Below are 14,068 nucleotides of genomic sequence, written 5' to 3' on the forward strand. Positions count from 1 at the left end.
ACTGCTGATTAAAATTTTGCATCAAAACAAAGAAGCAAGGCTAATGCCTTGCTTCTTTGTTTCTTTTTCAAACTCTTTTCAGAAATTAACCTGAGCCTGTAATCTCAAAAGACTTCCTTTTTGCTCATTTTCTGGATTCAAGGAATTTTCGAAGGTCCTTTCAGAAAAAGTATACATGGCAACGAGTTCAAAACTCTTATTCGGTTGCCATTCTACACCTACTTCCAATTCCTTTACCCTATGTTTTGTAGCATCTAGCTCAAACTTCTTTCCTCCTTTATAATAATGATATCTACTGAAAGGAATTAGGATAGTTTTCCCATTATTGATTCTGTAGCTAGCCAAAACATACCCTCCATTCAAAGGAGCATCCTTCACCTCGTTGGTTTCAGGATCATATTCTGGACCTCTCCCCAAGTTATATTCGGCCTGCAAACCAAATGGCTGGGGGTATAATATAAAAGACGGGCCGTATCGGTGCTCATTAAATTCCGTTTGATCAGAGACAGTAGTCTGGCTCTTGTTGATCACGAATTTACCTGTATAACCTTGAAAGGAAGCTTCAATTATCTGACCTGAGGGCAATTCAAATGGGTAAGTAAATCGGCTGACCACATGAACATTTTTGTTTTTGTCCATATTGTTTGCCGCCTGCCCATTGTAAACACCTATACCAAACATACCATAATCCCCAGAGCCTTTCAGACCAGAAGAAGTCAAATAACTGAATCGTTGCCGGATTCTGGATGGAGCATAATAAAAGAAAGCCCCTAGATCCCGCTCATTTGGAGCAGCAGAATTCAATCCATCATTTCTATCCAAAGGAAGACGGTTTGAACTGGATTGCAGGTTTTCAAAACCAAATGGGATTTTGGATTGACCGATTCGGATTCTGAATTCATTTTTGGCATCTAAACCCAAATCAAAATAGGCATCCCGTATCTGCGCAAAATTCGCCCCTCCAGAGGCAAAATCAGGCTGAATATAAAAGAACACTCTTTCGTGAACCTGACCAGAGAACACCAAACGAATACGACGAAAGAAGAAACCTCCCCCTTCCCCTCCCCAGGATTTATCACATTGGTCACACTTGAGATCTGGATTGGTCTGAAATAAGCCATTGTAACGCAATTGCGCATACCCGCGCAGGCGTATAGTTTCAAACAACCCCTTGGCTACCGCAGGAGTAGTTTTTGTGTTTGGCAGCGTATCTGTCTCTGTACTCCTTGCAAAAGCAACAGAGGAAGAAATCGTCAAAAAGACGAGCGCTACCGCGAATAATCTTCGCATAGCAGAAATGTTAATTGAGATGATAAATTGTACAGCGCTGCAAAATTGGGAACCTAAAATGTCTATATAATGACGCAATTGTTATCAAATTGTTACTTTCCCTAAAGAATTAGAAAAAAGAAATCAAAAAACAAAACACCAAAAACCTATTAATCAGCAAAAAACAGGAGAATATGAAAAGAACTTAAATTACCTCTATGTTACTTGAAACTACTTTTTGAGAATTTATTAACTGATTATTAACTAGCTATTCAAGATTTCAAGAACAATTTGAGAAGTCATCTTTCTATAATCCTCAATATAAAAATGGCATTCAGGCAATTCATCCACACCGTGAGAAGACAATACTCCCACAACCTTCATCCCTGCTTGCAAACCTGCCGTTGCACCTGAAAAGGAGTCCTCAAACACAAGACAATTCTCCGGAGCCATCCCCAGGTTTTGGGCAGATTTTAAGTACACTTCCGGATCCGGCTTATGCTTACTCACATGTTCACTTGCCAACGCAGATTCAAAGTGCGGGAGCAACTCCAACTTTCCCGCAATCAATTCCAAATTTGCAAAAGGAGCAGAGGTTGCAACTCCCGTTCGAAAGCCTCCCTTTTTTAAGCTGTGAAAGAACTCCAGAAAACCCGAAATAGGATCCACATGATATTGATAAATTTCCCGGAACAAACCCTCTTTTTCATCTTCCAACACATTTAACTCTTCTCCTTCGATTTTTCTTCCGAAAAAGTGACTCATTATATAAGAGTTACTTTTTCCATACATGTGCTGAGCAAACTCCTCTTCTGTAGGAAACATGTTTCTCTTGGAGAAAAACTCTCTGAAAGCTTGGGAATGATAGGGATTGGTATGACATATCACCCCATCCATATCAAAAATGACTGCTTTTGACATCTTATTGATTTGCAAGAAAAGGCTGCTCCAATTAATGCAGGAGTCAGCCTCTTTTAAATTAGTTATTAATCGTTTTTAGGAATTGAATTCTGAAATAACCTTTTCAATAATGTCACAGCATTCATGAAGTTGCTCTTCGGTCATGACCAGAGGTGGAGCGAAGCGAATGATGTTTCCATGAGTGGGTTTTGCGAGGAGTCCGTTCTCTGCCAACTTCATGCAAATATCCCAAGCAGTAGAGCTTTCCTCGGAGTCGTTGATCACCACAGCATTCAACAAGCCTTTTCCCCGAACCAATTTAGCAATAGGATATTTTTCAACTATTCTTTCCATACGCTCTCGGAAAGCCTGTCCCAGCTTTCGGGCATTTTGGGCCAGTTTTTCATCCCGCACTACTTCCAAAGCTGTCATTGCTACTTTGGCGCCAAGAGGGTTTCCTCCAAAAGTGGATCCATGTTGACCAGGCTTAATCACCTCCATGATTTCCTCATCAGCCAAAACAGCTGAAACCGGATAAAAACCTCCTGAAATTGCTTTGCCCAAAATCAACAAATCTGGTTTGGTATAGCTTTCCTGTTTTTCACAATGCCCTTCACAGGTACAGTTGCCACATACAGCCAATAAGGAACCTGTTCGTGCGATACCGGTCTGGATTTCGTCAGCAATCAACAGTACATTTTTTTCGGAACACGCAGCTTTGGCATTCTTGATATAATCTTCAGCAGGAGTATAAACTCCAGCTTCGCCTTGGATAGGTTCTACTAAAAAGGCTACCACATCCGGATCATTCAGTGCTGCATTGAGCGCAGTCATGTCATCATAAGGAATCCTGATAAACCCTTCGGTAAATGGACCGAAATTTTTGCGGGCATTTGAATCATTGGAAAATGAAATAATCGTAGTAGTTCTTCCATGAAAGTTATTCTCAGCTACTATGATTTTGGCTCGATTCTCTTCCACACCCTTTTTCTCATACCCCCATTTGCGGGCAATTTTGATGGCGGTCTCCACTCCCTCTGCTCCTGTATTCATGGGTAGAACCTTGTCGAAACCAAAATACTCAGTAATGTATTTTTCAAATGGGCCCAACACATCATTATAAAAGGCACGGGAGGTCAAAGTCAATAATCCAGCTTGTTCTACCAAGGCATCTTTGATCCGGGGATGGCAATGCCCCTGATTGACTGCAGAATATGCCGAAAGAAAGTCATAATAGCGATTTCCTTCTACGTCCCAAAGAAAAACCCCCTCCCCTTTTGCCAAAACAACAGGTAAGGGATGGTAATTATGGGCTCCATACTGATCTTCCAGGACAATTGCCTGCTTGCTTGAGGTGATGCTCTCCATGATTTTTTGTAAATTTGTAACCTTAAGAATAGATCTCGTAATACAAATATACCAATTGCGGGAGAGGAGAAGCATGAAATCGGAAAAGAAGAAGGGACCCTTACCAACTTTGGAACCAGGGGATTATTATCTTAATGAAAATGGATTGATGGTATTCACTGAAAAATACCATAAAAAAAGGGGGTATTGCTGTGGAAATGGCTGTCTTCACTGTCCCTTTTCAAAAGGCTGAGAGAATCAGGAATATTTTTAAAAGCCTTTGTTGTTAATTCCCAAAAAGTTCCGATATTTGCAGACTCATTACAGAAACGCATTCAAATTACGATATAGAATCATGGCAAAAGTTTGTGACATTACCGGAAAAAGACCTCGAGTAGGTAACAATGTGTCCCATGCAAACAACAAGACCAAGCGTAGATTTTACCCAAATCTTCACAAGAAGACTTTCTACGTTCCTGAGGAAGACGCATGGATCACTTTGAAAGTGTGCTCTAAGGCATTGAAGACGATCAATAAAAAAGGTATCACTGCAGTATTGAAAGATGCTCAGGATAAAGGCATGATTGTAATCAAATAATCAAAGTCACGACCCTTAAATAAACTGAAAGATGGCTAAGAAAGGAAATAGAGTACAAGTTATTTTGGAATGCACAGAGCACAAAAACTCCGGCATGCCAGGTACCTCCAGATACATCACTACCAAGAACAGAAAAAACACCACAGAAAGACTGGAGTTGAAAAAATTCAACCCAATCCTTAAGAAGGTAACTGTTCATAAAGAAATTAAGTAATTTAGCTGGGGATAATCCTCATTAAAAGACAAAGATATGGCTAAGAAAGTAGTAGCAACCCTGAAAAAAGAAGGTGGCATAACTTATGCAAAAGTGATCAGAGCCGTGAAGTCTGATAAGACAGGTGCATACACCTTCAAAGAAGAAATGGTTCCTTCCACCATGGTACAGGAGACATTGAAAAAATAATTTGCCAAGAGCATCGTAATGTTAAAGAGTCCCTCTGTCCAATGGTCAGCAGGGACTTTTTCATTATATTCCATCTTTAACACAAAGTAACCATGGGCATATTTGGTCTGTTCTCAAAAGATAAAAAAGAAAGCCTGGACCAAGGTCTTCAAAAGTCGAGTGAGAATATCTTTTCAAAACTTAGCAAAGCCGTAGTCGGCAAATCCAAAGTTGATGAAGAAATACTGGATGAGTTAGAAGAAATACTGATCACCTCCGATGTGGGGGTAGACACTACTATCAAAATCATTCAGAGGATAGAGGAGCGGGTCGCTAGGGATAAATACCTCAATGCGGAGGAACTGGATAAAATCCTGAAAGAAGAAATTGCAGCACTTCTGGAAGAAAATAATTCCCAGGATTTTCTGGACTTTGAGCTTCCAACAGATAAAAAACCATATGTCATTATGGTTGTAGGAGTGAACGGAGTTGGAAAAACCACTACTATAGGAAAACTCGCAAATCTTTTCAAAAATGCAGGCAAATCGGTAATCCTTGGGGCAGCTGACACTTTTAGAGCCGCAGCAGTAGACCAGTTGATTCTTTGGGGAGATCGTGTAGGAGTTCCTGTTGTATCCCATGGCATGAACACTGATCCCGCTTCAGTTGCCTTTGATGCTGTTAAGCAGGGTGTGGAACAGAAAGCAGATGTCGTAATCGTGGATACTGCCGGTAGACTTCATACTAAAGTCAACCTGATGAATGAACTCACCAAGATCAAAAGAGTCATGCAGAAATTCATTCCGGATGCACCTCATGAGATTCTGTTGGTATTGGATGGTTCTACCGGGCAAAACGCTTTCATTCAGGCAAAAGAATTTACCAAAGCCACGGAAGTCACTTCTTTGGCAATCACCAAGCTAGACGGTACAGCAAAAGGAGGAGTAGTTATTGGGATTTCTGACCAGTTTAAAATCCCAGTAAAATACATAGGTGTAGGGGAAAAAATGACTGATCTTCAAATCTTCAACCGAAAGGAATTTGTTGACTCTCTCTTCTCCAGAAAAAAATAAAACACCTCAATCCAATATTTAAGCCCTGGCAACCCCAGGGCTTTTTTTGTTAGAATTTGAACCTTTGAAAAATATTTCCGTATTTAAATATGATATCATTTTAACATCATATTGAAATGGAAAAAATAATTAAACCCGTATCTGGATATTTATTTATCCTCCTTGAGCTGATCTTGATTGCTTCAGCAGTTTTCTCAATTATCGACTTTAATCCTGTGGTTATAGCCGCATCCCTCTTATTGTTCATTCTAACGATCCCGGGATTCTTTATCGTTGAACCCAACAAAGCCATGGTTCTACTGCTGTTTGGAGACTATAAAGGCACGGTTAAGGCGAATGGTTTCTTTTGGGTGAATCCTTTTATGACAAAAAAGAAAATCTCCCTTCGTGTGAGAAACTTTGAAAACAAGCCTTTGAAAGTAAACGACAAAATCGGTAATCCTGTCATGGTAGGTACAATTGTAGTTTGGCAAGTGGAAGACACTTTCAAAGCTACATTTGATGTAGATGATTATGAGAACTTTGTTCATCTACAATCAGATGCCGCAGTCCGTAAGATGGCCGGTTCTTATCCTTATGACAATTTTGAAGATGAGGAAGCTGAAATCACTTTAAGATCCGGGGTGGAAGAAGTCAACCATTCTCTGGAGGCCGAAATCGTAGACCGCCTGAATCATGCGGGAATTAAGGTCATTGAAGCTAGAATTTCACACTTGGCTTATGCCTCCGAGATCGCATCCGCCATGCTTCAGAGACAGCAGGCCACTGCCATAGTTGCGGCTCGACAAAAAATTGTTGAAGGAGCTGTAGGAATGGTGGAAATGGCTTTGGAAGACTTGAAGATGAAAGACATTATCGAGTTTGACGAGGAGAAAAAAGCTACTATGGTGTCCAACTTGATGGTAGTTCTTTGCTCCGATAAAAGTGCCAGCCCGGTATTGAACGTGGGAACCTTACACCAATAAAATGGCCAATCGAGTATTCAATGAACACCAAAGCTATCGGGGCACTTGGGTGATGTATCTGCTACTCATGACAGAAATCCCCTTGTTCATATTGGCTTTGACCTTAATACGCTATTCAGATAAGGAGCCTAATGAAAATTTTATGGCATTGGGGATCCTTGCCATTGCAAGTATTGGGGTATTCCTTTTGCTCATGAATATCAGGCTCTCTAACCGAATAGATGAAAAAGGTGTTCACTTTCGCTATGTCCCTTTTATCAATAAATGGAAAACAATTCCCAAGGGAACCATTCGCTCCATAAAGGTCATTACCTACAGTCCAATTTCAGATTTTGGGGGCTGGGGCATCAAAGGCAATAGTACAACCAAAGCCTATAGCATCATGGGAGATGAAGGGCTATTGATTGATGCCGGAGAAAGCAAAAAAATAATGATAGGAACCAGAAAAGCTATGGAGTTGAAGGCATTTTTGGCGGATTGGCTGGAGGATTGATTTATGGCTAAGAAGAAAGCATTTGCATTACGAATAGATGAAGAAACCATGAAGGCTATTGAAAAATGGGCTGCAGATGAGTTTCGGAGTACGAATGGACAACTAGAATGGATTATCCGTGAGGCTTTAAAAAAATCCGGAAGGCTACCAAAAAAAGAGGGCTCGTAGAAGCCCTCTTTTTTTATAATGTTTCCGGTTTGTACAATAATTCCTCCCGCTCAAAATCGTATAAAGTCAGGGCTCTCAACTCATAATAAGCTGTCCAATAATCTCTGAGGGAATTATAAAATGCCCGTTTATTGGTATCTTTTTCATTCTGGGCAATATTCAAATCCGTGATGGTCACATTCCCGGACTGATACCTGCTCAATGCTATTTCATATCTCCTCTGAGCCACCTCATCTGACATTTTAGTCACATTCAAGCGCTCCTGGATCATCAGGAAATTTCTCACTTTGGTAAATATTTCCTGCTCAAAATTGATTCTGTCTTGCTCCACAGTGTACTCCACCAATCTCTGATTGGCTTCCGCTTGGGACATTCTGGCTTTATTTCGGCCCCAATCCAAGATGGGCACTGAAAGGCCCAGGTTCACCAAGGCTTGGGTATTTGGATTGGAGTAGATATCTCCCCAATTAAAGGCTGCATTATTGTATCCATAGCTCGCATTCAGCTGCATTCCAAGGCGTTGTCCCTTTGCCTCTGCGACACTTGCTTCGGCCTGCAGTTTCCTTCTGTCAAAACCCAAAGCTTCGGCCCTGTTTTGGAAAGCAAGTTCAATTGCCTGGTTCACATCAACCCGAAAGTCCGGTATTTCGGTCGGGGAAAGCAGATTTATTTTAGCATTTTGATTTAAGCCAATAAATGAATTGACTGCAAAAGCAGAACTCTCCAAATCCAGTTTTGCCTGAGCGAGATCCTGACGGGCTTGCAACACCTGTAGTTCTACCTGAAGAAGACGATCTTCGAAGGTAGTTCCCAACTGGTATCGCTTCTTTTCAATCTCAAAAATCTCCTCTGTGTTTCCAAGGTTTTGTTCGGCAATCTCAACATTCACCTGAGCGATCAGGTAGTCAAAAAACAGTTGGGTAACGTTGAGTGAAACTTCCTCCATCTCTTGTACAAATTCCCTTTTGCTCTCTTCAAAGACCAAGGGCTGAATTTTCCTATCCCATTTCAGCGGATTGAATGCAAACAAGGGTTGTTGAAGTCTAACATTGACCGGAACACCTGACCAACGGGTCTGGGCCTCAGAAGGAGCAGCAATGTAATTGTCAAACCGATTGGTTGAAGTATTCACGGAAAGAATTCCTCCGGTTTCAGTGATTACCTGTTGCAAACCCAACTCCAAATCCATGAAACTCTGCTGGATTTCCAAAAACTCTATAGATCCATCCGGTTGGGTTATGCTATTAAATGCTCGGGAATAACTGGGAAGAGTTCCATTTATTCGCAACTGAGGCTTGTAATTAGACTGGTATTGTCTAAACTGCCAATATCTATTTTCCCTCAAAGTCAAGGCCCTCAAAGCCGCTGGAGAACGATCCTTGGCTCTTTGAACCATTTCCTGTAAAGTATAAGTAGCTGTTTCCTGAGCTGCAGCGATCTGGGGTAGTTGCAACAAAAAGGAAAAGCCGAGAAAAAAAACTAGGTTGGCTTTCATAAAATTCCAAAATAAAATGATGACTGAATCAATTCAACTAAAATAAAGATAGTTAGACCACTCTACCAAGTTGTTTTCAAAACCATTTCCTAAAAATTGCTAAATCCGAAATCAGGACCATTTTCCAAGGCTGAAGAAAGAAGCTTTGTTTAACTTGCGAACTCAATCAACCTGGCATGAAATCAATCATCAGTTTTATTATACGTTTTGTACCCAGACCATTCCTACAACGCATCAGCCCCCTATTTATGCGCTTTTTTGCATTGGTCAATCAAGGCAAAAATGTCCAGTGCCCAGTCTGTGAAAAAAGCTTTTCCAAATTTTTACCTTATGGAAGAATAGCAAGGCCAAATGCGCTTTGTCCCAACTGCCTTTCACTGGAGCGGCACCGGCTTATGTGGCTGTTTCTTCAGCAAAAAACCGAATTCTTTCATACTCCCCTCAAAGTGCTCCATGTTGCACCTGAACACTGCTTCATCGATCGGTTTGAAGCCCTACCCAATCTGGAATACATTACCGCTGACATTGAATCACCATTGGCAAAAGTAAAAATGGATGTTCATGACATTCCATTTCCTGACAATTCCTTTGATGTGGTTTTTTGCAATCATGTACTCGAACATGTAGATGACGATCTGAGAGCATGCTCTGAATTCAACAGGGTATTAAAACCTAGCGGTTGGGGCATATTGCAATCCCCAGTTTATAACATCGAAAAAACGCTTGAGGACAAAAGCATTACTGATCCTTCAGAGCGGGAAAGAGTCTTCGGACAAAGGGATCATGTGAGGAAATTTGGAAAAGATTATGCCGAAAGGCTACGAAGATCAGGACTCCGTATAGAGGAGAATCAATTCGTGAAAGAGTTACCCAAAGATTTGGTGAAAAAATACGCATTGCCAATGGAGGAAACAGTCTACGTGTGCAGGAAAGGGAATTAACCTTTGGAGACCTTAATCAGTAATTCGTAAATCAAACCCAGTCCGTAGCTAGAAAGCTGAACGATGGAGCAAACCAAAGAAAGAATACCTACCCAAAGGGATTTAGCTTGGAAGGAAGCGGTCAACAAAATCATTCCAGCCCAAAAGCCCAATAAAAATCTTTGAAAAACAAGGGTATCTGAAATAAAACCTGCCAGGGTTCCAATCAAAAACAGTAAAAATAGACTGGGAAACAAATGAACTAACTTAATGGCTCCTGAATGAAATCTGGATACATTTACCCGGTTTCTTCCAAAAGAAAAAGCCTGCTTTGCAAATGAAGCCAAGGTATTTTTGCGCTTGTGATAGACAAAGGCATCCGCTACAAGTTCCAGTTTATATCCGGCTTTTTTGATCCGTAAGCTCCATTCTATATCCTCTCCTCTATTGGGATCAACAAAGCCTCCAAGAGATTCAAAGACTTTTCTGGACACCCCCATATTAAAGCCCCGGGCTTGAAACTTGGAAGGATCTTTCAATTTCCCTCTGATCCCCCCAGTGGTCAGAAAAGAGGTCATGGCAAAATCCATAGCTTTTTGAAGTGCTGTAAAATCACCTCTTGATGCATCGGGTCCTCCAAACGCATCCAGGCTTCTAGCTAAAATAGCTATATCCAGAATCTCAAGATAGTTGGGAGGCAAAATCACATCCGAATCCAAAATGACAAAGAAATCCCCTTTGGCCTTTTCCATTCCGAAATTCCGGGCAAATCCTTGGCCTGCATTTTCCTGATAATAATAAGAAAGAGGAAATTCACCTTGAAAATTTTCCACCACCTGATCTGATTTCTGAATAGATCCGTCTTCCACTACAAGAACTTCAAAGTTCCTAAAGTTTTGCTCAGCCAAACTCCGCAGCAATTCATGAAGTTCCGTCGGGCGGTTGTAGACCGGTATGATAACCGAAAAAAACATTGGGGCTAGAGGTTTATCTCTTCATCGATTTTATACTCTGCTTCTTTAGATTGACTGGATGTCATCAATTCAGCAATAAAGCCAGTCACAAAGAGCTGAACCCCAATAATCAAAGCTACCAAAGCCAAAAAGAAAAGAGGCTGATCCACAATTTCCCGAACTTCAATTCCCTTGCTCAAGCCGTGAATTTTCTGAAATATCAACCAACAGGTAATAATAAAGCCCGTAAAGAAAGAAAGAGTCCCCAATAGACCAAAGAAGTGCATAGGTTTCTTCTTGTACCTATGGACGAAAGAGACCGAAATCAGATCCAAAAAACCATTGAGAAAACGTTCAAGACCAAACTTGGAATAGCCATACTTTCTGGCCTGATGCTGAACGACTTTTTCCCCGATTTTTCCAAAGCCATTCCACTTGGCCAAGAGGGGTATATACCGGTGCATTTCCCCATACACGTGGATGTTTTTTACAACTTTCAGCTTGTATGCTTTCAGTCCACAGTTGAAATCATGGAGCTGTATTCCGGATATCCATCTGGTCACTGCATTAAAAAAACGGGATGGAATCGTCTTGGAAATCGGATCATGTCTTTCCTTTTTCCAGCCTGAGACCACATCAAAGCCCTGTTCAGTGATCATTTCATACAGACCAGGAATTTCTTCAGGACTGTCCTGAAGATCCGCATCCATTGTGATGATCACATCTCCAGACGCCTTTTTGAAACCCGCATCCAAAGCAGCGGATTTACCATAATTGCGGGTAAAATTCAGGCCTTTTATTTCTGGATATTGCTTGCATAGGCCTGATATCACCTGCCAAGAGTGATCTGTACTTCCATCATTCACCAAAAGGACTTCATAAGAAAAGCCGTTATCATTCATGACACGGCTAATCCATTGGGTCAATTCGGGTAAAGATTCTTCTTCGTTGAAAACCGGAACTACTACTGAAATTTGCGGCATTCTTAATAGTCTAGCGATTTGTCTCGCTTTTTTAGTATCGCTGCCAAAATTAAAGCAATAATCGCATAGATAATAAGTCCAAATCCAAAGTTTTTAATCTGGCCAGAAACAGAAAAGCTACTCATGGTACGCTCCCTCATTTCATCCAATTGCTCAGGAGAGAGTGCATCCGGAGAAGCACCGAAATTTTCCATCATTTTTAAGGCTGTATCTAAAGAATGGTCTGCAAGAACGCCCGGAAGAGAAGGGTCAATCACATGATAAAGCAATATTTGTCCCACTAAACCAATCAAACCAGAAACAATCATTGCTATAAAGCTAAAATTAAAGGCGGTTCCGAAACTCATAAAACCGCCCAGTTCTGCACGGTATTGTTTTCCAAAATAAATAATCAAAACAAAAAACAATACAAAGGCTACCAGGCCAAACCAACCTGAAGCCAGTAAGGAGGAATCGATAAAATAAGCGAGATAAGTAATCACTAAAGCAGCTAGACCAATTGTTAGTCCAGGTTTTATGGCGGCTTTAAAAGGAGTTTGTTCCATAGATCATCAAGTTAGTTAGGGTTTTTTCTTAAAATAATAGAAATAATAATGGTAAAAAACAGACCTGGTATGATTTTCCAAATTGCGTCGTTAAGAGCCACATCCAACGGCACCATATCTTTAATGCTATCCAAGGTACTAGTATAGGAAGTTTCTCCTACTTGGGACACTATGGTTTCAACGTTGGTTTGAAGTACTTCCAGCTTGGAAATTTTTATCGCTTCAAATAAATCAGGAAAAGCAAGAAGGATGATCCAAATCCCCAAACCAGAGATAAGAGCCAATAGCATGTAAGTAACAAAGCCTACTGACATTCCTTCAGCAAACGAAATAAACCCATTATTAAAATATTCTTTAAAAAACTTGAGAGCCAAGAAAATAGAAACCGGGGTAATAATGTACCCAAAAACCAAATTCAAATTGGTGGGATCAGGTTGAAGAAAGGAAAGAAGCCCAAAAGCACAAACACTTAGAAAACCTCCTAAAGAGCCAAATTGATAAGATGAGCCGAAATACTTATTCATTTATGGAGATTAACTGTCCTTTTTGAATGACATACTTTACCTGTCCGGTAAGCTTATCACCAAACCAGGGGTTATTGGATGCCAAAGATTTATTGGAAAGTTCGTCATAAACCCAGGAAGTTTTCGGGTCGAAAATGGTCCAAGAAAAATCTTCACCAGCAGCCAAAACATTTCGAGGACCTGTAGTCACCTTTTCAAGCAAAACATCCCAACTTAATTCGGACTCTAGTTGAACCATTGCAGGTAAAAAGGTCTGGAGACCAGCCATCCCAAATTCTGCTAGGTCAAATTCCATGAATTTGGAATCATAATCCTGCGGCTGATGGTTAGAAACAAGCGCATCAATGGTCCCGTCTTTTAAGCCTTCAATAAGAGCGGATCTATCCTCAGCCCCTCTAAAGGGAGGTTTTACTTTATAATTAGGATTGAATTCGATTAAATCAGAATCGTGGCAAATCAAACTATAAATGGAAACGTCACAAGTAACATTCAAGCCTTCCTTTTTAGCGTTTCTTATTAAATCAACCCCTTTTTTAGTACTAATAGTCTGGAAGTGCACTCTACCACCAGCATAGCGTAACAATTCAAGATTCCTGTGAATAGCAACATCCTCGGCAAGGTTTGGAATTCCTTTCATCCCCAAATTAGTAGAAACCTCACCTTCATGCATTTGGCCAAAAATAGCCAGCAAAGGATCATAGGAATGGTCAAAAAGCACCCCATCAATCTTTTGAAGGTATTGAAGGACTTTCAGAAACCTGTCCCCGTTGGACAAGGGTACAATTCCATCCCCAAAAATTTTCACTCCGGACTGGTAGTGCATATCCAAAATTTCAGTCAGGTCTTCTCCAGCTGTGTTTTTGGTCACCGCACCCTGAACGTATAGCTCTGGGGTAAATCTTTTGGCCTTGTTCAATACAAAGTCAACATCATTTTTGGATTGCAAAACAGGGTTAGTATTCGGCATTACTACAGCCTGAGAAAAGCCACTAGCAACCAAGCTTTGGCAAAAGCTCTCAATAGTTTCCTTGTATTCAAGGCCCGGTTCTCCAAATGAAGCCCTCAAATCAACCCATCCAGAAGAAGCCAACCAACCCGAAGCATTAATTTCTGTTCCAGCAAATGATTGAGATTTTTCTAGGAGAGAAAGCTTACCATCTTCAAAAACAAAGTTTCCGGTTAGCCTTTCTTTGTTGGGGGTAATAAGAGTCAGATCTCTAAAGAGCACATTCATGGATTGGAGATTTGATGCAAATCTGCAATAATAATCTATAAAATGAAATATAAACTTTGTCTGATTGAATACAAGCCAGGTAGATAAGACAGTTAAAAAAAAAGCCCCGTAAAGTAACGGGGCTGAATAATGTGGCGGCGACCTACTCTCCCGGGTGTAACCCCAGTACCATCGGCGCTGCAGGGCTTAACTTCTCTGTTCGGGATGGGAAGAGGTGGG

Annotated in this window: 18 protein-coding genes and 1 rRNA gene; 9 read left to right on the forward strand and 10 right to left on the reverse strand. The window is 40.8% G+C overall.

The features are described 5' to 3' along the window. Positions 1-78 precede the first annotated feature (78 nt). From P2G54_RS07115 to rocD, 3 genes are all read right to left on the reverse strand, one after another. The gene (locus P2G54_RS07115) at positions 79-1,290 is read right to left on the reverse strand and encodes a porin (protein WP_275869616.1); all 1,212 of its coding nucleotides are present in this window, start codon (positions 1,288-1,290) and stop codon (positions 79-81) included. Positions 1,291-1,533: 243 nt separating this feature from the next. Continuing rightward, positions 1,534-2,190 (reverse strand): HAD family phosphatase, encoded by a 657-nt coding sequence (locus P2G54_RS07120; protein ID WP_275869618.1) that lies wholly within the window; start codon positions 2,188-2,190, stop codon positions 1,534-1,536. Positions 2,191-2,265: 75 nt separating this feature from the next. After that, positions 2,266-3,540 carry an ornithine--oxo-acid transaminase gene (gene rocD, locus P2G54_RS07125; protein WP_275869669.1) on the reverse strand — a complete coding sequence of 425 codons (1,275 nt, stop codon included), beginning with the start codon at positions 3,538-3,540 and terminating at the stop codon, positions 2,266-2,268. A gap of 70 nt (positions 3,541-3,610) precedes the next feature. On the opposite strand from rocD, the gene P2G54_RS07130 reads away from it, so the two are divergent. The 8 genes from P2G54_RS07130 (at position 3,611) to P2G54_RS07165 (ending at position 7,195) form a co-directional block, all read left to right on the forward strand. Beyond that, the gene (locus P2G54_RS07130) at positions 3,611-3,769 is read left to right on the forward strand and encodes a DUF5522 domain-containing protein (RefSeq protein ID WP_275869620.1); all 159 of its coding nucleotides are present in this window, start codon (positions 3,611-3,613) and stop codon (positions 3,767-3,769) included. A gap of 102 nt (positions 3,770-3,871) precedes the next feature. After that, entirely contained in the window at positions 3,872-4,114 is a 243-nt protein-coding gene (gene rpmB, locus P2G54_RS07135) for a 50S ribosomal protein L28 (RefSeq protein ID WP_275869623.1), read from the forward strand. A 31-nt stretch (positions 4,115-4,145) separates the two neighbouring features. Further along, a complete protein-coding gene (gene rpmG / locus P2G54_RS07140; protein WP_026950880.1) occupies positions 4,146-4,328 on the forward strand; it encodes a 50S ribosomal protein L33 in 183 nt (60 codons plus the stop codon). Positions 4,329-4,364: 36 nt separating this feature from the next. After that, the gene (locus P2G54_RS07145; RefSeq protein WP_275869627.1) at positions 4,365-4,517 is read left to right on the forward strand and encodes a DUF4295 domain-containing protein; all 153 of its coding nucleotides are present in this window, start codon (positions 4,365-4,367) and stop codon (positions 4,515-4,517) included. A gap of 92 nt (positions 4,518-4,609) precedes the next feature. Next, entirely contained in the window at positions 4,610-5,569 is a 960-nt protein-coding gene (ftsY, locus tag P2G54_RS07150) for a signal recognition particle-docking protein FtsY (RefSeq protein ID WP_275869630.1), read from the forward strand. 116 nt (positions 5,570-5,685) lie between these two features. Beyond that, on the forward strand, positions 5,686-6,534 hold the full coding sequence (locus P2G54_RS07155) for an SPFH domain-containing protein (RefSeq protein ID WP_275869632.1): 849 nt from the start codon (positions 5,686-5,688) through the stop codon (positions 6,532-6,534). A 1-nt stretch (position 6,535) separates the two neighbouring features. Then, entirely contained in the window at positions 6,536-7,027 is a 492-nt protein-coding gene (locus P2G54_RS07160; protein ID WP_275869634.1) for a hypothetical protein, read from the forward strand. A 3-nt stretch (positions 7,028-7,030) separates the two neighbouring features. After that, entirely contained in the window at positions 7,031-7,195 is a 165-nt protein-coding gene (locus P2G54_RS07165; RefSeq protein WP_275869636.1) for an Arc family DNA-binding protein, read from the forward strand. A gap of 13 nt (positions 7,196-7,208) precedes the next feature. Here P2G54_RS07165 and P2G54_RS07170 read toward each other — a convergent pair whose 3' ends face one another. Next, positions 7,209-8,591 carry a TolC family protein gene (locus P2G54_RS07170; RefSeq protein WP_275869671.1) on the reverse strand — a complete coding sequence of 461 codons (1,383 nt, stop codon included), beginning with the start codon at positions 8,589-8,591 and terminating at the stop codon, positions 7,209-7,211. 275 nt (positions 8,592-8,866) lie between these two features. On the opposite strand from P2G54_RS07170, the gene P2G54_RS07175 reads away from it, so the two are divergent. Beyond that, positions 8,867-9,631 carry a class I SAM-dependent methyltransferase gene (locus tag P2G54_RS07175; RefSeq protein WP_275869638.1) on the forward strand — a complete coding sequence of 255 codons (765 nt, stop codon included), beginning with the start codon at positions 8,867-8,869 and terminating at the stop codon, positions 9,629-9,631. Here P2G54_RS07175 and P2G54_RS07180 read toward each other — a convergent pair. The 6 genes from P2G54_RS07180 to rrf all read right to left on the reverse strand — a co-directional run. Further along, positions 9,628-10,584 carry a glycosyltransferase gene (locus tag P2G54_RS07180; RefSeq protein ID WP_275869640.1) on the reverse strand — a complete coding sequence of 319 codons (957 nt, stop codon included), beginning with the start codon at positions 10,582-10,584 and terminating at the stop codon, positions 9,628-9,630. The two genes, P2G54_RS07175 and P2G54_RS07180, sit on opposite strands and share 4 nt — an antisense overlap. 5 nt (positions 10,585-10,589) lie before the next feature. Next, positions 10,590-11,546 carry a glycosyltransferase family 2 protein gene (locus P2G54_RS07185; RefSeq protein WP_275869642.1) on the reverse strand — a complete coding sequence of 319 codons (957 nt, stop codon included), beginning with the start codon at positions 11,544-11,546 and terminating at the stop codon, positions 10,590-10,592. A gap of 2 nt (positions 11,547-11,548) precedes the next feature. Next, positions 11,549-12,091, reverse strand: a complete 543-nt coding sequence (locus P2G54_RS07190) for a DUF4199 domain-containing protein (protein ID WP_275869644.1) — start codon at positions 12,089-12,091, stop codon at positions 11,549-11,551. A gap of 11 nt (positions 12,092-12,102) precedes the next feature. Next, complete coding sequence (locus P2G54_RS07195; protein WP_275869646.1) at positions 12,103-12,615, reverse strand: DUF4199 domain-containing protein; 513 nt, start codon at positions 12,613-12,615, stop codon at positions 12,103-12,105. Continuing rightward, positions 12,608-13,849, reverse strand: coding sequence for a dihydroorotase (locus P2G54_RS07200; protein WP_275869648.1), 1,242 nt, complete (start codon positions 13,847-13,849; stop codon positions 12,608-12,610). Before P2G54_RS07200 ends, P2G54_RS07195 begins: the two co-directional genes overlap by 8 nt. Positions 13,850-13,978: 129 nt before the next feature. After that, positions 13,979-14,068: ribosomal RNA gene (gene rrf, locus P2G54_RS07205) — 5S ribosomal RNA — on the reverse strand; the annotation flags it as partial.

Source organism: Algoriphagus sp. CAU 1675 (assembly GCF_029222925.1).
Taxonomy (GTDB): domain Bacteria; phylum Bacteroidota; class Bacteroidia; order Cytophagales; family Cyclobacteriaceae; genus Algoriphagus.